The organism is Mesorhizobium sp. M1142 (assembly GCF_040318565.1).
Taxonomy (GTDB): domain Bacteria; phylum Pseudomonadota; class Alphaproteobacteria; order Rhizobiales; family Rhizobiaceae; genus Mesorhizobium.
Window position 1 is genome coordinate 470,507 of sequence record NZ_JAMYMK010000001.1, and the last position, 18,382, is coordinate 488,888.

The window sequence follows — 18,382 nt, forward strand, 5'->3', positions numbered from 1 at the left end:
GACAGGTGTGGCGCCATCGCGGCCCGGGCGAACGCACGCCTCAGGTTGGCGGCGTGCCGTTTTCGGCCAGTACCCCGCCGGCCAGGTAAAGCGATCCGCCGATCAGGATGCGTGGCGGCGGTCCGTCCCATGTGTCGCGCAGCAGCATCAGTGCGCTTGCAACGGAACTAACCGGTTCGGCCGACAAGCCTGCCTCAATGGCGCGGGTCGCCAGTTCGTCGTTTGGCACGCCGGCGTCGCTCAGACTCACCGGCACGGTGTAGACGTGCCGCACCAGCCCTTTGAAGGCCCGGAAATAGCCGCTCTGGTCCTTGGTGTTGATCATGCCCGAGATCAGGAACAGCGGCCGCGGGTTCTTTTCCTCCTGCTCCGCCAGCGCCTCAGCGACGACCACGCCTGCGCCGGGATTATGGCCGCCGTCGAGCCAGATGTCGGCGCCCTTCGGCGCCAGTTCGCTCAGCCGGCCTTGCGGCAGCTTTTGCATGCGGCCCGGCCAGGCGACATTCGCCATCGCCTTCTCGGCGGCGCGGTGGCTGATCTCGAAGCCGGCCGCCTTGACCGCCGCGATCGCTGCCGCTGCATTGGCGAATTGATGGCGCCCCGGCAGGCGCGGCGGCGGCAGGTCCATCAATCCATCTTCGTCCTGATAGACCATGCGGCCGTTTTCCTCATAGGCAAGGAAATCCTGGCCATAGACGAAGGCGGGGCAGTCGAGCCGTTCGGCGGTTTCGATGAGCACCTGCTGGGCCGTCTCGCTTTCCTGCGCGCCGATGACGACCGGGCACCCGCGCTTGATGATGCCGGCCTTTTCGGCGGCGATCAGCTCGACGCGGTCGCCGAGATAGGCTTCGTGGTCGAGCGAGACCGGCATGATCACCGACACGGCCGGCTCGGCGATGACATTGGTGGCGTCGAAGCGGCCGCCAAGGCCGACCTCGAGGATGACGGCATCGGCCGGATGCTCGGAAAACAGCAGGAAGGTAACGGCGGTGAGGATTTCGAACACGGTGATCTTCTGGCCTTGATTGGCCTCGGCGACCCGGGCGATGGCTTCGGCGAAGACCTTGTCGTCAACCAGCCTGCCGCCGCCATCGGCGGCCAGCCGGTAGCGCTCGTGCCAGTTCACTAAGTGTGGCGAAGTGTGGACGTGGACGCGGTAGTCGGCTGCTTCGAGCAGCGCCCGTGAAAAGGCGGCACAGGAGCCCTTGCCATTGGTGCCGGCGATGTGGATGACCGGCGGCAGCTGGTCCTGCGGATTGCCGAGGCGTTCGAGCAGCCGCGAAATGCGGTCGAGCGAAAGGTCGAAGCCCTTCGGGTGAAGCGCCATCAGGCTTTCGATTTCGCGGTCGGCGGCAAGCGTGGTCATGGGAGAATCCTAGGCGCGTGCGCAACGGCACACAACAGCCGCTCGCGCCGCGGGCTGTCGCGTCAGGCGTGCGGCCGGGCTTCGGCCGGAATCACAGACGGCGGCAGGATCTCCGGCTCCTGCGGTTTTTGCTCCTCCGGCAGCTTGAGCAGCATTCTCAACAGCCGCGCAATCGTCTGGCGCATCTCCAGCCGTGACACCACCATGTCGACCATGCCGTGTTCCATCAGATATTCGGCGCGCTGGAAGCCTTCGGGCAGTTTTTCCCTGATCGTCTGCTCGATGACGCGCGGTCCGGCAAAGCCGATCAGCGCGCCTGGTTCGGCAATGTGCACGTCGCCCAGCATGGCGTAGGAGGCGGTGACGCCACCGGTCGTCGGGTTGGTCAGGACGACGATGTAGGGCAGGCCGGCCTCCTTCAGCCTGTCGACGCCGACCGTGGTCCGCGGCAACTGCATCAGCGACAGGATGCCTTCCTGCATACGCGCGCCGCCGGAGGCCGCAAACAGGATCAGCGGCCGCTTGCGCTGCAAGGCGACCTCGAAACCATGCACGATGGCGTCACCGGCCGCCATGCCGAGCGAGCCGCCCATGAAGGCAAAATCCTGCACCGTCACCACCACCGGCACGCCTTCGACCGTGCCCAGCGCATTGATGATGGCGTCTTCCATGCCGGTCTTGGCCTTGGCATCCTTCAGCCGGTCCACGTAGCGCTTCTCGTCGCGGAACTTGAGCGGATCCTGAACGACCTTGGGGTTTTCCAGCGTCTCGTATTTGCCGTCGTCGAGGAAGAATTTCAGCCGTTCCTTAGCCGATATCTTCATATGGTGGCCGGAGGACGGGATGACGAACTGGTTCTGCTCCAGATCCTTATGGAACACCATTTCGCCGGTCTCGGGATCCTTGATCCACAGGTTTTCCGGCATGTCGGTGCGGCGGCCGAGCATCGAATTGATCTTCGGACGGACGTAATTGGTGATCCAGTTCATCGCTTCGGCTCCTGTCCCTTAAGAAGACGTAGGAAGATTATTCGGCGGCAGCAAGGCGAGCCGCGCGAACCCCTTGCGAAAGCCCGCTGACCAGCGTGGCGACGGCCTCGGCCGGATCGGCGGTCTTTTCGCCCTTCGGCCCGAGCACGTTGGCGACGGCATTGACAATCGCGGTGCCGACAACGACGCCGTCGGCCGACGCGCCGATGATGCGCGCCTGCTCTGCGGTCTTGACGCCGAAGCCGACGCAGACCGGCAGGTCGGTATGGCTCTTGATGCGCTTGACAGCTGCCGCCACCTTGCCGGTGTCGGCCAGCGCCGAACCGGTGATACCGGTCATCGACACATAATAGACGAAACCGGAGGTGTTCTGCAGCACCTTGGGCAGGCGCTTGTCGTCGGTGGTCGGCGTCGCCAGCCGGATGAAATTGATGCCGGCCTTGAGTGCCGGGATACAAAGTTCCTCATCCATCTCCGGCGGCAGGTCGACGACGATCAGCCCGTCTATGCCGCTGGCCAGCGCGTCGCTCAGGAAGCGCTCGACGCCGTAGATGTAGATCGGATTGTAATAGCCCATCAAGACGATCGGCGTTTCACTGTCGCCGGCGCGGAATTCCGAGGCCATCTTCAGTGTCTTGACCAGTGTCTGGCCGCCCTTCAGCGCCCGCAGGCCGGCCGCCTGGATCGCCGGGCCGTCGGCCATCGGATCGGAAAACGGCATGCCGAGCTCGATGATGTCGCTGCCGGCGCCGGGCAGCGCCTTCATGATCGAGAGCGACGTGTCGTAGTCAGGGTCGCCGCCCATGAAATAGGTTACGAGTGCCGGTCGGCCCTCGGCCTTCAGCTTTGCCATGCGGCGGTCGATACGGGTGGCCATGATCAGATCTCCATGCCCAGCATATTGGCCACCGTATGCACGTCCTTGTCGCCGCGGCCGGACAGGTTGACGATGACGATCTGGTCCTTGTCCATGTCAGGCACGATCTTCACCGCCTGTGCGATGGCATGGGCCGATTCAAGCGCAGGAATGATGCCCTCGACGCGTGTCGTCAACTGGAACGCCTCCAGCGCCTCGCTGTCGAGGATCGGCACGTAGTCGACGCGGCCGGAATCGCGCAGCCATGAGTGCTCCGGCCCGACGCCGGGATAGTCGAGGCCGGCCGAGATCGAGTGGCCGTCCATGATCTGGCCGTCGGCGTTCTGCAGGAGGTAGGTACGGTTGCCATGCAGCACGCCGGGCGCGCCGGCACTCATCGAGGCGCAATGCTCGATGCCGTCGAGGCCGCGGCCTCCGGCTTCTACGCCGATGATGCGCACCTCACTGTCGTCGAGGAAGGGATGGAACAGGCCGATAGCGTTGGAACCGCCGCCGACACAAGCGATGATGGTGTCCGGCAGCCGGCCTTCCTGCTCGAGGATCTGGGCGCGCGCCTCGGTGCCGATCACCGACTGGAAGTCGCGCACCAACTCCGGATAGGGGTGCGGGCCGGCGGCGGTGCCGATCAGGTAATAGGTATCCTCGACGTTGGTCACCCAGTCGCGCAGGGCCTCGTTCATGGCGTCCTTCAGCGTGCCGTGGCCGGCCGTCACCGGCCGCACCTCGGCGCCCAGAAGCTTCATGCGAAAGACGTTGGGGCTTTGCCGGGCGACATCGGTCGCGCCCATATAGACGATACAAGGAAGCCCGAAGCGCGCCGCGACCGTGGCGGAAGCGACACCATGCTGGCCGGCACCGGTCTCTGCGATGATCCTCGTCTTGCCCATGCGCTTGGCGAGCAGGATCTGGCCGAGGCAGTTGTTGATCTTGTGCGAGCCGGTGTGGTTCAGGTCCTCGCGCTTGAAATAGACCTTTGCGCCGCCCCCGAGGCCCTTCGCCGAGGAGACCTCACGAAGATGCCTGGTCAGGCCTTCGGCGAAATAGAGCTTCGACGGCCGCCCGGCGTAATGCGTCGAGAGATCGGTCAGTTCGGCCTTGAAATCCGGGTCGTTCTTGACCTCGTTCCAGTGCCGCTCCAGCTCGAGGATCAGCGGCATCAGCGTTTCGGCAACGAAACGACCGCCAAAAATGCCGAACATGCCCTGCTCATCGGGGCCGGTGCGGAAGGAATTCGGTATCGCCGGCTTGTCCATCGCCGATCTCCTGGTCTGAGGTTTGAAGCGTGGTCAGGCGGCGCGGTTGTCGCGTGCTGCCCCGACGGCGCGGAAAAATTGTTCGATCAGCGCCGGTTCCTTGACGCCCGGCGCGCTCTCCACGCCCGAGGAAACATCTATTCCGGGCGGGTTCGCCAGCCGAAAGGCGTCGCCGATATTGCCGGCATTGAGCCCACCGGAAAGCAAGTAATCAACGCCGGCGTCAAGGCCGGCCAGAATGCGCCAGTCGAAGGCAAGACCGTTGCCGCCCGGCAATTCCGAACCCTTAGGCGGCTTGGCATCGAACAGGAAGCGGTCCGCAATGCCGATGAAGGGTTTGACCCGCGCGAGATCGGCAGCCTCGCTGACCGGCAGCGCCTTCATCACCGGCAAACCGTAGCGGGCCTTCACCTCGGCCACCCGCTCGGGGGGCTCGGCGCCGTGAAGCTGCAGCATATCGGGCTGTATCTTTTCGACGATCTCGTCCAGGAACGCATCGCTGGCGTCGACCGTCACGGCAACCGCCTTAGCCTTGCCGCGCGCCGCTTCGCGCAGGCGGTCGGCTTCGGCCGGCTCGACATAGCGCGGGCTTTTGGCAAAGAAAATGAAGCCGACATGGCTGGCGCCGCCGGCCAATGCCGCGGCTAGTGCCTTGTCGGTCTTCAACCCGCATATCTTGATGTCGAGCGCCATGGCGCGGGATTGGCACGAAACGGCCAAAGAGTCGAGAAAAAGCATCCTGTTTGCCGCCAGCGCGGAACGCGCTACCTTGCTAATGTAAGAGCGGAACGCGCTACCTCGCTAATATAAGAGCGCAACGCTACTTGCTCAGGCACAAAGGCGGGAGAACAAAGATCATGCCGGAAAAGACCGTCGCGGAACTCAGGCAAAAGCTGGCGCAGGCCCATGAGGTCATCGCTCATTTGATGGACAAGGCGGCTTTCAACGGCGCCGAGGCGCACCGAGCCCTGGCTTATTTCAGCAACGAGACGTTCGAGAAGGATTTTCTGCCCTGGCCCCGCCATGTCGATGAGGGGTTGCGGCCGGAGGAGTTGAACGCGGCGAATGACGATTGATCGGACAACTACTCGAACGCGATCGCCTGCAGCGCGCCGCCATTGCGCTTGAGCCAATCCTTGCAGCGTTCGGTATCCGGGCAAAGCTGCTCGCACAGTTTCCAGAATTTCGGCCCGTGGTTCATCTCCTTGAGATGCGCCACCTCGTGCGCGACGAGGTAGTTTATCACCGGCCGTGGCGCCATCATGATACGCCAGGAAAACGACAGATTGCCGTCCGACGTGCACGACCCCCAGCGGCTCGACGTATCCTTGAAGCGGATCGCCTTGGCGCGCTTGCCGACCGCCGCGCTGTGCTTGGTCACCAGCGCCTCGATCTCGCGCTTGGCTTCGCGCTTGAGGAAATCGGCGATGCGGCGCGGCAGATGCACGCGTTCGCCATGCACGATCATCAGCGGCCCGCGCTCGTCGCGCGACAGCGTGACGGTGCCGCGTTTCGACGGTTCATGGACGATGCGATGCGGCACGCCGCGCACCGGTATCTTGATGCCGGGCCGCACCTGCGGCCGGTTGGGCACCTTGGCCAGCCTTTGCTCCAGCCAGTCCTGATGGCGGTCGAGAAATTTTTCCACCTCGCCGCGCCGCAGCCCCGGCGGCACGGTGATGCGCAGACCACGGCCACCGGAATCGATGCGCAGCGTCAGGCGCCGCGCCCGGTCGTTCTCAACGATCTTGAGCGGCAGCGTGCGGCCGGCAACGCAATGCTCGCGCTCCACGACGGGCGTGGGCTTGGGTTTCGTCGGGGTGCGAAAGAAGCCGAAGGACATTCCGGGACGATACGTGATTCGAGGGAAACGACTAGAACAAAAAAGAAACGGCGCCGCTGACGCGACGCCGTTGGATTATCTATCTGCGCACGGGACCTTACTCGTCGAGCAGGCCTGGCGTGGACTTGCCGCTGGGTTTGTTGTTCGTCGCCGACCCGGTCGTGGGGGACGTCGACTTGTTGCGATTGGCCATGAAGCGATCGAACTCTTCCTGGTCCTTGGCGCGGCGCAATTCGCGGGCATACTCGTCGAACTCGCTCAGCATCTCGTCGAGCTTGCGGCGTTCCTCGGCAAGACGCTCGAGTTCCTTTTCGCGCCAGTCATCGAAAGCGACGTTGCCGGTGCGGGCGGAGCCATGACCCCAGCGCGCGGCCTTGTCGGAACCGCGGCGGCAGCCGGCGAAGATGCCGTCAGTGGCGCGGTTGACGTCGCGCTTGAAGCCCTCGAGCCGGTCGCCCCAGATGATGTAAGCGAGCATGGCCAAGCCGAGCGGCCAGAACACCATGAACCCGATCACCATCAACGCGATGGTCGCCGGCGTCCAGGCCGGACGGATCAATGCAGATGTGTTCATTTCTCCCAATCCTTCAGTTGGAGACAGCCAAATCCGGCTGCGTTGAATCGAAATGGGATGGAGAAAACGGCGATTCAAGACAGCGATCGCCAAAACCGGACAAGCGGCTGAAATGATTATCGCTTTTTGAGATTTTCGAGGAAAAGCACGACCAATCCGGCAATCAGCCCCCAGAACGCCGCGCCGACGCCGAACAGCGTCAGCCCCGATGCGGTGACGGCGAAGGTGACCGTGGCGGCCATCCGCTCGTCCTCGTCTTTCAAGGCGATCGACAGTGCATTGGCGAGCGGTGCCATCAGCGCCAGGCCGGCGACCAGCGCGATCAGGCTCTGCGGCAACACGGCGAAGATCGCCACCAGCGAGGCGCCGAACAGGGCAAAGACGAGATAGGCCAACGCATAGAACGGCCCGGTCTTCCAGCGCTCGGCCGGATCGGGATGCACGTCGGGCCCGGTGCAGATCGCCGCCGAGATTGCCGCCAGATTGGTGGTCGAGGCGCCGAACGGCGCCGTCAGCAGCGAAAACAGGCCGGTGACGCCGATCAGCGGCCCGGGTTCGGGATGATAGCCGGCTGCCCTCAGCACGGCGAGGCCGGACAGGTTCTGCGAGGCCATGGTGACGAGGTAGAGCGGCAAGGCGAGGCCGATGATTGCAGTGGCGGTGAACTGCGGCATCACCAGCGTCAAGCTTGAGAGTTCCGGTGCCGGCAGACCGCCGACCCGGCCGGTGAGGAAGGCGGCGAGACCGCCGCCGATCAGCACCAGCAGCACCGACAGCGCCGGGTTGAACAGGCGAATGACGAAGAATGCCGCAACCAGCGGCAGGATCAGCCAGGGGTCGACGGGAACGGTCTTGACCGCATTGATGGCGAAGGTGACGACGATGCCGGCCAGCATTCCGGATGCGACCGACGCCGGTATTCTGGCGATCAGCTTGGTCAAGGGCCCGAACAGGCCTGTGGCGATCAGCAGGACCGCGGTGACGACGAAGGCGCCAACCGCCTCACCCATCGAAAAGCCGGTCGACGCGGCGATCAGCGCCACGCCTGGCGTCGACCATGCGGTGATGACCGGCATTTTTGTGCGCCAGGACAGCCACAGGCTCTCGATCGCCATCGCCAGGCAAAGCGCCGTCACCCAGCTTGCCGTCTCGACCTGCGTTGCGCCGACCGCCTTGGCGGCGGCAATGACGATGGCCAGCGTACCGCCGAAGCCGACGATCGCCGCCACGAAGGCGGACACCGGAATGGAAATGCGCATGCCTCTATCCCGCCTGCCGCACCATAGCGTCCACCGTCCGCACCAGCATGTCGAGATCCTGTGGCCGCGACAGGCGGTGGTCGCCGTCCGGGATGAGCGACAGCGTGACGTCGTCGGCCGGCAGCAGGCTGACCAGCTTCAGCGCATGGCTCGACGGCACGTCGGGATCGGCCAGGCCTTGCAGGATGTGGACCGGACAGTGCGTGTCGATCGGCCCGGTCATCACCCGGTTGTTGCGGCCGTCCTCGATCAGTGCGCGCGTGTAGATGTACGGTTCGGCGGAATAGTCCGACGGCTCTTCGAAAAAGCCCTTTTTCCTGAGGTCGCGCTTCTGCGCACCGGTCAGCACCGGCTCCACCAGTTCGAACGTGAAATCGGGCGCCGGCGCCAGCAGCACAAGGCCGGCGACGCTGTTCTCGCCCGCCTTGCGCAACTCCTGCACCATGCGCAGCGCGATCCAGGCGCCCATCGACGAACCGACCAGGATTTGCCTGCCCTGGGTGAAACGGCGGAAAACCGCCAGGCTCTCGCCCAGCCATTTCGAGATGGTGCTGTCGGCAAAGGCACCACTCGATTCGCCGTGGCCGGAATAATCGTGGCGCAGGAAGGCGCGGCCTTCTTTGCGCGTCCATTCCGACAAGGTTTCGGCCTTGGTGCCCAGCATGTCGGATTTGTAGCCGCCAAGCCAGACGATGCCGGGCTCGGCACCTGCCGCATGCCTGACGGCGATGCTCGTCCCGTCGACGTCCAGGAAGATCGGGGTGGTGCTCATGGTGTATTCCCTCACGCCGGTCTTTTGGCACAAGCGGGGGTTCAACGAAAAGTGCTCTGCTACTTTCTTCGCTTGGTGCAGAGGAGCATTCATCGGGCAGGTGATTTCCTGAGAATGCTGTGCTATTGACTCCGACCGCGCGCTCACCACATTGCGCGTTCGCAATTCTGAACTGAAGAACCCCTTAACGAAACGGCTCAAGGAGACCACGACCATTCGCAGACCTTTCAAAGCAGCGGCGCCCACCAAGGAAGGCCCGCGCTCCAACCGTGACATCCGGGTTCCCCGGGTCCAGCTAATCGACGCCGAAGGCCAGAACCGCGGCGATGTCTCCATCAACGACGCATTGCTGCTCGCCGAAGAGGCTGGGCTCGACCTGGTCGAGATATCGCCCAATGCAGTGCCGCCCGTCGTAAAGATCCTCGATCTCGGCAAGCTGAAATACGCCAACCAGAAGAAGGCGGCCGAGGCGCGCAAGAACCAGAAGGTCATCGAGATCAAGGAGATCAAGATGCGCCCGAACATCGACAGCCACGACTACGAGACCAAGATGAAGGCTGTCCGGCGCTTTTTCGAGGAAGGCGACAAGGTCAAGCTGACATTGCGCTTCCGCGGTCGGGAGATGGCGCATATGGAACTCGGCATGCAGCTTCTGAACAAGGTTCGCGAGGAAGTGGCGCCCATCGCCAAGGTCGAAGCCGAACCGAAGCTCGAAGGCCGCCAGATGATGATGGTGCTGGCGCCCCGCTAAAGCGCGTTGCGCTTTAGTTCTGTTTTGTGCATGTCGTTGTCGCAAAACCGCTGCGCACTTTTGGGCGACGTGCATAAAATCCGCCTGAATCATGTTGCAAGGCGTCCCGGCGATCGGCGGGGCGCCTGTTTTCTTGGCCAGACGCTGCGATCGCCGGCGAGAGCAAAGACGCTCTGGTTCCCTCGACGATCGGATTCCCGACATGGTCAATGACATCAAGCATTCGGAAGCCAAATATGGGCTGGGCAGCTACCAGCACACGCGCAGGATGGTGCTTGCCGTCGTCGTCGTCGTCCTGTTCGCGATGCTTTTGTTCGGGCAGTCGGTTTTTCCGCCCGATACGCCTGTGCATGAAACGATCGAAATGGTTGGCGTCGTGCTGATCTTTCTCGGCATCGTCGGACGCTTGTGGTCGACGCTCTATATCGGCGGCCGCAAATCCTCCGAAGTGGTGACCGGCGGCCCCTATTCGATCACCCGCAACCCGCTCTATGTCTTCTCTACTTTAGCTGCCGCCGGTGTCGGCGCACAGATCGGCTCGATCACCGCCACGATCGGCTTTGCAGCGCTCTGCGCTGGTGCCTTTTACATCGTTATCCTGCGCGAGGAGAAATTCCTCAAGGAGGTTCTCGGCGCGCCATACCAGGCCTACCTGGCGAAAGTGCCGCGCTTTTTTCCCAAGCTGTCGCTGTATCAGGAAGGCGACACCGGCGGCTTCAAGCCGCGCCTGCTGCGAACCACGCTGCTGGACGGTCTGGTCTTCCTGGTTGCCTTGCCGGCTTTCGAACTGATCGACGGCGCCCAGCAGTCCGGCATATTGCCGGTGCTGTTCCGTTTCCCTTGAGTGCAGTGTTGCTGAGTACAGTGTTGCTCGGCACGGGGTGTTGCGCGCCAGCCCGCTTTGACGTATAGGACCGCCGTTCCCAAAAAACCGCCCGGCAGGGCATGCCGTGGCGGTTTCATTTGCTTTTCGGGCTTTGGTCGGCCTGAAGCGAACAAAAAGCGCATTGGTGCGCATATAAACGGAGTAGCAAAATGCCCAAGATGAAGACCAAGTCGGCCGCCAAGAAGCGGTTCAAGATCACAGGTACGGGTAAAGTTCTGTCGGCTGCGGCCGGCAAGCGTCACGGCATGATCAAGCGTTCCAACAAGTTCATTCGAAATGCCCGCGGCACGATGGTTCTGGCTGAACCGGACGGCAAGAAGGTCATCAAGAATTTTCTGCCGAACGGCCTTTAGAGCATTCGGCCTGGACAACGTTTAAGGAGATCATGACATGGCACGCGTAAAGAGAGGCGTCACCTCGCACGCCAAGCACAAGAAGGTCCTGAAAGCCGCCAAGGGTTTTTACGGCCGCCGTAAGAACACCATTCGGATCGCCAAGCAGGCGGTGGAAAAGTCGCTGCAGTACGCCTATCGCGACCGCAAGAATCGCAAGCGTTCGTTCCGCGCGCTGTGGATCCAGCGCATCAATGCGGCGACGCATGAGCATGGCCTGACCTACGGCCGCTTCATCGACGGTCTCAACAAGGCTGGCATCGAGATCGACCGCAAGATCCTGTCGGACATGGCCATCCACGAGCCGCAGGCCTTCGCCGCACTCGTGGCCAAGGCCAAGGTCGCGCTCGAATATCTCAAGAACACCACGCCCAATGCTTTTGAAAGCGCTGTCGCTTAAGACCAGCGCTTCCCAAGCTATCGACACTTGATTTGGGAAACCCGCGCTGGCAGGGCTGGCGCGGGTTTTTCTTTGCTTCCAATCGGATCTGGAACATGAGTGACATGGAAACTCTCGAACATTCCCTGATGGCTGAGATTGCCTCGGCCGCCGACGAGCAGGCGATCGAGGCGGTGCGTGTCTCGGCCCTCGGCAAGAAGGGCTCGGTTTCCGAGATGCTGAAGACGCTCGGCTCGATGAGCGCCGAGGAGCGCCAAGTCAAGGGCCCGGCGATCAACGGCCTCAAGAACCGCGTCACCGAGGCGCTTTCTGTTCGCCGCGCCGAGCTGAAGGACGCGGCGATTATGGCGCGTCTCGCCGCCGAGAAGGTTGATGTGACGCTGCCGGTCAGACAATCGCCGGCCGAGCGCGGCCGCATCCATCCGATCAGCCAGGTCATCGACGAGATCGCGGCGATCTTCGGCGATCTCGGCTTTGCCATCGCCGAAGGCCCCGACATCGAGACCGACTATTATAATTTCACCTCGCTGAACTTCCCGGAAGGCCACCCGGCGCGCGAGATGCACGACACCTTCTTTTTCCAGCCGGACGCGCAGGGCGAACGCAAGCTTTTGCGCACCCACACCTCGCCGGTGCAGATCCGCACCATGGAGATGCAGAAGCCGCCGATCCGCATCGTCATCCCCGGCAAGACTTATCGGCAGGATTCCGATGCCACCCACTCGCCGATGTTCCATCAGGTCGAGGGGCTGGTGATCGATAAGTCGGCCAACGTCGCCAACATGAAATGGGTGCTGGAGGAGTTCTGCAAAGCCTTCTTCGAGGTGCCGAGCGTGAAGATGCGCTTCCGGCCGTCTTTCTTTCCGTTTACCGAGCCCAGCCTCGAGGTCGACATCCAGTGCGATCGTTCGCGGCCGGGCGAGGTGCGCTTCGGCGAAGGCTCCGACTGGATGGAGATTCTCGGCTGCGGCATGGTGCACCCCAATGTGCTCCGTTACGGTGGCCTCGATCCTGACGAATACCAGGGCTTCGCCTGGGGCATGGGCATCGACCGCATCGCCATGCTGAAATACGGCATGCCGGATCTGCGCGCCTTCTTCGACGCCGATGTCCGCTGGCTTTCGCATTACGGTTTTAGGCCGCTCGACATGCCAACGCTGTTCGGGGGCCTGAGCGCGTGACGAGCCGGCCGCAGCAAATCCGCGGACAGCTCGCCTTCCTGCACATGTCGGACGCGCGGCCGCATAGCTTCAAGTGCAACGTGCCCAGACCAGTCAGCCGGCAAAGACCAGACGGCCGGCCAAGACCAGACGGAACACAGTCATGAAACTCACCCTCTCCTGGCTCAAGGATCATCTCGAGACCGATGCCTCGCTGGCGGAAATCGTCGAGCGTCTCACCTCGATCGGCCTCGAGGTCGAGCATGTCGACGACCGGGCGAGCCTGGCCCCCTTCGTCATCGCCAAGGTGGTGACGGCGGTGCAGCACCCAGATGCCGACCGGCTTCGCGTGCTGACCGTCGACACAGGCGACGGCAAGCCACCTGTGCAGGTCGTGTGTGGAGCGCCGAACGCCCGCGCCGGCCTGATCGGCGCCTTTGCAGCACCGGGCACCTATATCCCCGGCATCGACGTGACGCTGACCGTCGGCAAGATCCGCGGCGTTGAAAGCCACGGCATGATGTGCTCCGAACGTGAGCTCGAATTATCCGAAGAGCATGACGGCATCATCGACCTGCCGGCCGATGCGCCGGTCGGCACCAGTTTCGCCGCCTATGCCCATCTCGACGACCCGCTGATCGAGATCAATCTGACGCCGAACCGGCCGGATGCCACCAGTGTCCATGGTATCGCCCGCGATCTGGCGGCGAGCGGGCTCGGTACGCTGAAGAGCGCGCCGATAGAGCCGATCCCCGGCAGGGGCGAGACGCCGGTCAAGGTGACGATCGAAGCGCCGGAGCTCTGTCCCGGTTTTGCGCTGCGCCTGGTGCGCGGCGTCAAGAACGGACCGTCGCCGAAATGGCTGCAGCAAAGGCTTCTCGCCATCGGCTTGAGGCCGATCAGCGCGCTCGTCGATATCACCAATTACGTCACCTTCGACCGCGGTCGGCCGCTGCATGTTTTTGACGCTGGGAAGGTCACCGGCAATCTCACCGTGCGCCGGGCGCGTGACGGCGAAAAGGTGCTGGCGCTCGACGGCCGCGAATACACGCTGACGCCTGAGATGTGCGTGATCGCAGACCAGGACGGCATCGAATCGATCGCCGGCATCATGGGCGGCGAGCATTCCGGGTGTGACGAGAACACCACCGACGTGCTGATCGAGTCGGCGCTTTGGGACCCGATCGCCACCGCTCGCACCGGCCGCACGCTCGGCATCATCAGCGATGCACGCTACCGCTTCGAGCGTGGCGTCGACCCGGAAATGATGGTTCCCGGCGTGGAGCTGGCAACGAAGCTCGTGCTCGATTTCTGCGGCGGCACGCCGGCGCAAACCGAGGTCGTCGGCTATGCCGGCCATCGGCCGAAGATCGTCTCGTTCCCTTTGTCGGAAGTGAAGCGGCTGACCGGCATCGAAGTGCCGCGCTCGACGAGCCTCGACATTCTTGCCCGCCTCGGCTTCAGGCCGGAGGGCACGGGCGATGTCGTCAATGTAGCGGTCCCGTCCTGGCGGCCGGATGTCGATGGCAAGGCCGACCTGGTCGAGGAGGTCATGCGCATCCACGGCGTCGACAATATCGCGCCGCAGCCGCTCGGTTCCCACGATGCGGTCAACGCCAAAATCCTGACTGTGCTGCAGATACGCACCCGCGCCGCCAAGCGGGCGCTTGCCGTGCGCGGCATGATGGAGGCCGTCACCTGGTCGTTCATTCCGGCAAAATACGCCGAATTGTTCGGCGGCGGCCAGCAGGCGCTAAAGCTTGCCAACCCGATCGCGGCCGATATGTCGGATATGCGGCCGTCGCTGCTCCCGGGGCTGATCGCGGCAGCGCAGCGCAATGCCGACAAGGGCATCGGGGATGTCGCGCTGTTCGAAGTGTCGGGCACTTACGAGGGCGACGGCGCCGACCAGCAGCGGCGCGTTGCCGCCGGCGTGCGGCGCGGCACCGCCAAGCTCGAGGGCTCCGGCCGCCATTGGGCCGGCAACGCCGGCGCCGTCGGCGTCTTCGATGCCAAGGCCGATGCAATCGCAGCACTCGAAGCCTGCGGCGCGCCGGTCGAGCGGCTGCAGATCGAGGCCGGCGGCCCGGCCTGGTATCATCCCGGCCGCTCCGGCACGATCAAGCTCGGGCCGAAGGTCGTGCTCGGCACATTCGGCGAATTCCACCCGAAGACGCTGGAAGGGCTTGACGTCTCCGGCCCGCTCTGCGGCTTCGAAGTATTCATTGATGCGGTGCCTGAGCCTAAGGCCAAGCCGACGCGGACAAAGCCAAGGCTCGATCTGTCCGCCTTCCAGGCGGTCAAGCGCGACTTCGCCTTCGTCGTCGACAAGGCGGTCGAAGCCGGCACACTCGTTCGCGCCGCCCTGGCCGCCGACAGGAAGCTGATTTCCGGCGTCTCGGTGTTCGATGTTTTCGAGGGTGCAGCCCTCGGCGCGGCGAAGAAATCGATCGCCATCGAGGTGTCGATCCAGCCGGTCGAAAAGACGCTGACCGATGAGGATTTCGAGGCGCTGGCCAAGCGCATCGTCGAGAATGTGCACAAGCAGACCGGCGGCGTGCTGCGCGGCTGAGCTTGCGGACATATGGCGAATCGCCCTCCAAAGGGCGATGGACCATCTTCGCTATGCCGGCCTCTCGTTTGAAGCACAACGCGCGGTGTTTCTCGACATCGTCTCCGCCGACCCTCTGCTCGGCGAGACGCTGAAGCGGGCACGCGGGCTCGATCTGCCCGATTGGCTGGTTGTCTCAGGCGCGCTCTACAACAGCGTCTGGAATCATCTGACCGGCAAGCCGTCGGGATACGGCATTAGGGATGTCGACCTGTTCTATTTCGACGAGAGCGACCTGTCCTATGAGGCCGAGGACGGCGTGATTGCCCGCGCCGCCTCAGTCTTCGCCGGCCTGCCGCTGCCGGTCGAGATCCGCAATCAGGCGCGGGTGCATATATGGTATCCCTTGAAGTTCGGACGATCTTGCCCCCGCTATACAAGCTCCAGCCACTCGCTCAGCTTTTTCGCCTCGCGGACCCATGCGGTCGGCGTCCACATGGACAATGACGGCCGGCTCCAATTGGTGGCGCCGTTCGGCCTCGACGACATCTTCACGTTCCGCATCACCCCAAACCGGGTGATGGACAACCAGCGTACGCATGAGGCGAAGGGCGCGCGTGCGAAGGCAAACTGGCCGGAGATATCAGTCGTGCCGTGGTGATGCGCCGTGTGTAAGCGTTGCCGGTGTCTAAAGGGCACAAGCCAATATTATGCAAAAATCTGGGGGAAAAGCGCGAAATCGCACTGCGAAAGCCCGCCCTGGTTCTTGCGTTTCCGCAAGAATCAATCGAGTCCTGTCAGCGATCCGAAGCGGGACGAGGCCGACCACAGCTACAACTGCGGCCGACCCCGATTTCGGACCCAGCAAACCCTGCTGAGGGGCTGGGCCGGTCTCTTGTGAAGACGTGATTCTTGAATCACGGCTGGTTCGCCGCGTCAACCCTCAGCGTTGTTGTCCACAACAGAAGGAATAAAGCTGTGGATATTTACGCAAAAGCCGAGGTTCCGCTTGGGACCAAAAAACGCACTGGTGAAACCAGCCCCGAAAGTGGCGTGTGGAAGGTAGACGACCTCTATGATTCCACAACCGCCCCGATCGCAAAGGGCAACATTTTTCCGCCCTACAAAGGTAAGGCGGTTACCTGGGTCCTCATCCAGTACGCGTGAGCGTCTCTGCAAACAATGGGCCGGGCTTAAATGCCCGGCCTTTCTGTCTTAGCCCGATCGCTGTTCAGCCATTCACCAGCGCCAGCAATTCCTCCGTATACCGCTTGCCGACAACCTTGTCCGGCGACAGCGCATCGCCGATGGCTGCTACCTCGGCCTGGGTCAGCACGATATCGGCTGCCGCCGTATTCTGTTCGAGATGTCGGATCTTGCGGGCACCAGGGATCGGCACAATGAAGTCGCCCTGATGCAGCACCCAGGCGAGCGCCAGCTGCGCCGGCGCCACGTCCTTCTCGGCTGCCATCTTTTCCAGCACGGCGACGACCACCGCATTGGCCGCCATGGCGTCGGCCTGGAAGCGCGGCAACCCCCGGCGCCAGTCGTCGGCGCCGAGAACATCGGGCCTGGCGATCGTGCCGGTGAGCAGGCCGCGGCCGAGCGGGCTATAGGGGACAAAGCCGATGCCGAGCTCGCGGCAGACGGCAAACACCTCCTCCTCCGGATCGCGGCTCCACAGCGAATACTCGCTCTGCACCGCGGCGATCGGATGCACGGCATGCGCCCGGCGGATGGTCGCCGCACTCGCCTCCGACAGGCCGAGCGCCCGCACCTTGCCCTCGCGTACCAGCTCGGCCATGGCGCCGACCGTATCCTCGATCGGCACGCTGGGGTCGACGCGGTGCTGGTAGTAGAGATCGATGATCTCGGTATCCAGCCGCTTCAACGACGCTTCGGCCACCGCCTTGACATGCTCCGGGCGGCTGTCGACGCCGGCCATGCGTTCGGTGCCGCTGCCTTCTTCGAGGATCTTGAAACCGAATTTGGTCGCGATCGTCACACGATCACGCACCGGCTTCAGCGCCTTGCCGACCAGGATCTCGTTCTCGTAGGGGCCATAGACCTCGGCGGTGTCGAAGAAATTGACCCCGATCTCGACGGCGTGGCGCAGCGTGGCAATCGCCTCCGCCTCCGGCTGGCCACCATAGGCAAAGCTCATCCCCATGCAGCCGAGGCCGACTGGGTAGACGTCGAGTTCATTGCCAAGCTTGCGGGTTTGCATCACGTGTCTCCTTGTTGTGATGGTTGTGATGCCACAGAGATACCGTCTTGCGCAGCGTTCGATAATCGCCTCTTATTTGCACGGGCTGTTCCCAAAAATAGATCAATGAAGCGAACACATCTTTCACAGCTTGCCGTGCTGGCAACGGTCGCCCAATGCGGCAGTTTTCGCGGCGCCGCCAAGGAGCTGGCAATCGCGCCGTCGGCGGTCAGCCACGCGGTGTCCAGCCTGGAAGCGCGCCTCGGCGTGCGCCTTCTGGCGCGCAGCACGCGCAGCGTCGCTCCGACCGAGGAGGGCGCGCAACTGCTCGAGCGCCTCAGGCCGGCGCTGTCGGAAATCGACCTGGCGCTGGAATCGGCGATCGAGGCGCGTGACCGGCCGGCGGGCAATCTCAGGCTGACCGTGCCGCGCACCGCCGCCCACCTGGCGCTGACGCCAAGGCTCGGCGCCTTTGCGGCTGCCTATCCCGACATCGTGCTGGAGATCGTCATCGATGACCGCTTCACCGATGTGGTCGAGGGCGGCTTCGATGCCGGTGTGCGGCTGGGCGAGAGCCTGCAGCGCGACATGATCGCAGTGCGCATCGGGCCGAACCTTCGCGGCGCGGTGGTCGGCACGCCATCTTACTTCGAGACCAGGCCCAGGCCGCAGCATCCGCGCGATCTCGCCGCTCACCGCTGCATCCGCTTCCGCTTCTCCAGCGGCATCATCTATCGCTGGGAATTCGAGAAAAACGGCGAGGAGATCGAAATCCCGGTGCAAGGGCCATTGATCCTCGACGAGGACCATCTGATTGCCAATGCTGCGGTTGACGGCGCCGGGCTCGCCTTCGTGTTCGAGGACTATGTCCGCGACCCGCTCGCCGCCGGCAAGCTCGTTCGCGTGCTCGAGGACTGGTGCCCGCCCTTTGATGGTTTCTTCGTCTATTATCCGAGCCGACGCCAGATGCGGCCGGCGCTCAGGGCCTTTGTCGATTTCTTCAAAGTGAGTACATAGGGGCACCGTCGGAACTGCGGAGGGCAATCTATTCAGGCGTGAATGCTCGTCTTACGGCCGTTGGCACCGGCAATTGGTCGTCTCCA

General features: G+C 63.4%; 20 protein-coding genes. 10 read left to right on the forward strand and 10 right to left on the reverse strand.

The features are described 5' to 3' along the window. Window positions 1–40 precede the first annotated feature (40 nt). From NKH42_RS02305 to NKH42_RS02325, 5 genes are all read right to left on the reverse strand, one after another. Window positions 41–1,366 (reverse strand): bifunctional folylpolyglutamate synthase/dihydrofolate synthase, encoded by a 1,326-nt coding sequence (locus tag NKH42_RS02305; protein ID WP_352686530.1) that lies wholly within the window; start codon window positions 1,364–1,366, stop codon window positions 41–43. Window positions 1,367–1,428: 62 nt separating this feature from the next. Then, window positions 1,429–2,355, reverse strand: coding sequence for an acetyl-CoA carboxylase, carboxyltransferase subunit beta (accD, locus tag NKH42_RS02310; protein WP_254815952.1), 927 nt, complete (start codon window positions 2,353–2,355; stop codon window positions 1,429–1,431). Window positions 2,356–2,392: 37 nt separating this feature from the next. After that, window positions 2,393–3,232: a tryptophan synthase subunit alpha gene (gene trpA, locus NKH42_RS02315; RefSeq protein WP_352480201.1), complete on the reverse strand. Its 840-nt coding sequence runs from the start codon at window positions 3,230–3,232 to the stop codon at window positions 2,393–2,395. Window positions 3,233–3,234: 2 nt separating this feature from the next. After that, on the reverse strand, window positions 3,235–4,485 hold the full coding sequence (trpB, locus tag NKH42_RS02320) for a tryptophan synthase subunit beta (RefSeq protein ID WP_352505958.1): 1,251 nt from the start codon (window positions 4,483–4,485) through the stop codon (window positions 3,235–3,237). Between the two features lie 33 nt (window positions 4,486–4,518). Beyond that, window positions 4,519–5,178, reverse strand: coding sequence for a phosphoribosylanthranilate isomerase (locus tag NKH42_RS02325; RefSeq protein WP_352751868.1), 660 nt, complete (start codon window positions 5,176–5,178; stop codon window positions 4,519–4,521). Between the two features lie 164 nt (window positions 5,179–5,342). Between NKH42_RS02325 and NKH42_RS02330 the strand changes: the two genes are divergently transcribed. Next, entirely contained in the window at window positions 5,343–5,561 is a 219-nt protein-coding gene (locus NKH42_RS02330) for a hypothetical protein (RefSeq protein ID WP_254815955.1), read from the forward strand. An 8-nt stretch (window positions 5,562–5,569) separates the two neighbouring features. Here NKH42_RS02330 and NKH42_RS02335 read toward each other — a convergent pair whose 3' ends face one another. The 4 genes from NKH42_RS02335 to NKH42_RS02350 all read right to left on the reverse strand — a co-directional run bounded on the left by NKH42_RS02335 (window position 5,570) and on the right by NKH42_RS02350 (window position 8,933). After that, a complete protein-coding gene (locus NKH42_RS02335) occupies window positions 5,570–6,328 on the reverse strand; it encodes a M48 family metallopeptidase (protein WP_352480203.1) in 759 nt (252 codons plus the stop codon). A 97-nt stretch (window positions 6,329–6,425) separates the two neighbouring features. After that, window positions 6,426–6,902: a DUF2852 domain-containing protein gene (locus NKH42_RS02340; RefSeq protein WP_352505957.1), complete on the reverse strand. Its 477-nt coding sequence runs from the start codon at window positions 6,900–6,902 to the stop codon at window positions 6,426–6,428. 116 nt (window positions 6,903–7,018) lie between these two features. After that, on the reverse strand, window positions 7,019–8,161 hold the full coding sequence (locus NKH42_RS02345) for a benzoate/H(+) symporter BenE family transporter (protein ID WP_352480205.1): 1,143 nt from the start codon (window positions 8,159–8,161) through the stop codon (window positions 7,019–7,021). Between the two features lie 4 nt (window positions 8,162–8,165). Continuing rightward, entirely contained in the window at window positions 8,166–8,933 is a 768-nt protein-coding gene (locus NKH42_RS02350; protein WP_352505955.1) for an alpha/beta hydrolase, read from the reverse strand. Between the two features lie 214 nt (window positions 8,934–9,147). Between NKH42_RS02350 and infC the strand changes: the two genes are divergently transcribed. From infC to NKH42_RS02390, 8 genes are all read left to right on the forward strand, one after another. After that, window positions 9,148–9,684 (forward strand): translation initiation factor IF-3, encoded by a 537-nt coding sequence (gene infC, locus NKH42_RS02355; protein WP_023677573.1) that lies wholly within the window; start codon window positions 9,148–9,150, stop codon window positions 9,682–9,684. A gap of 202 nt (window positions 9,685–9,886) precedes the next feature. After that, window positions 9,887–10,528, forward strand: a complete 642-nt coding sequence (locus NKH42_RS02360; protein ID WP_352505954.1) for a methyltransferase family protein — start codon at window positions 9,887–9,889, stop codon at window positions 10,526–10,528. Window positions 10,529–10,719: 191 nt separating this feature from the next. After that, on the forward strand, window positions 10,720–10,923 hold the full coding sequence (gene rpmI / locus NKH42_RS02365) for a 50S ribosomal protein L35 (protein ID WP_006201248.1): 204 nt from the start codon (window positions 10,720–10,722) through the stop codon (window positions 10,921–10,923). Window positions 10,924–10,960: 37 nt separating this feature from the next. Continuing rightward, the gene (rplT, locus tag NKH42_RS02370) at window positions 10,961–11,362 is read left to right on the forward strand and encodes a 50S ribosomal protein L20 (protein ID WP_006201247.1); all 402 of its coding nucleotides are present in this window, start codon (window positions 10,961–10,963) and stop codon (window positions 11,360–11,362) included. A gap of 95 nt (window positions 11,363–11,457) precedes the next feature. Beyond that, complete coding sequence (gene pheS, locus NKH42_RS02375; protein WP_352505953.1) at window positions 11,458–12,543, forward strand: phenylalanine--tRNA ligase subunit alpha; 1,086 nt, start codon at window positions 11,458–11,460, stop codon at window positions 12,541–12,543. Window positions 12,544–12,685: 142 nt separating this feature from the next. Continuing rightward, the gene (pheT, locus tag NKH42_RS02380) at window positions 12,686–15,094 is read left to right on the forward strand and encodes a phenylalanine--tRNA ligase subunit beta (RefSeq protein ID WP_352751821.1); all 2,409 of its coding nucleotides are present in this window, start codon (window positions 12,686–12,688) and stop codon (window positions 15,092–15,094) included. A 37-nt stretch (window positions 15,095–15,131) separates the two neighbouring features. Beyond that, a complete protein-coding gene (locus NKH42_RS02385) occupies window positions 15,132–15,734 on the forward strand; it encodes a nucleotidyltransferase family protein (protein ID WP_352751823.1) in 603 nt (200 codons plus the stop codon). Between the two features lie 317 nt (window positions 15,735–16,051). Next, complete coding sequence (locus NKH42_RS02390) at window positions 16,052–16,240, forward strand: hypothetical protein (RefSeq protein WP_352751825.1); 189 nt, start codon at window positions 16,052–16,054, stop codon at window positions 16,238–16,240. 64 nt (window positions 16,241–16,304) lie between these two features. Here NKH42_RS02390 and NKH42_RS02395 read toward each other — a convergent pair whose 3' ends face one another. After that, entirely contained in the window at window positions 16,305–17,300 is a 996-nt protein-coding gene (locus tag NKH42_RS02395) for an aldo/keto reductase (protein ID WP_352751827.1), read from the reverse strand. 105 nt (window positions 17,301–17,405) lie between these two features. Between NKH42_RS02395 and NKH42_RS02400 the strand changes: the two genes are divergently transcribed. Then, window positions 17,406–18,296 carry a LysR family transcriptional regulator gene (locus NKH42_RS02400; protein ID WP_352751829.1) on the forward strand — a complete coding sequence of 297 codons (891 nt, stop codon included), beginning with the start codon at window positions 17,406–17,408 and terminating at the stop codon, window positions 18,294–18,296. Window positions 18,297–18,382 lie beyond the last annotated feature (86 nt).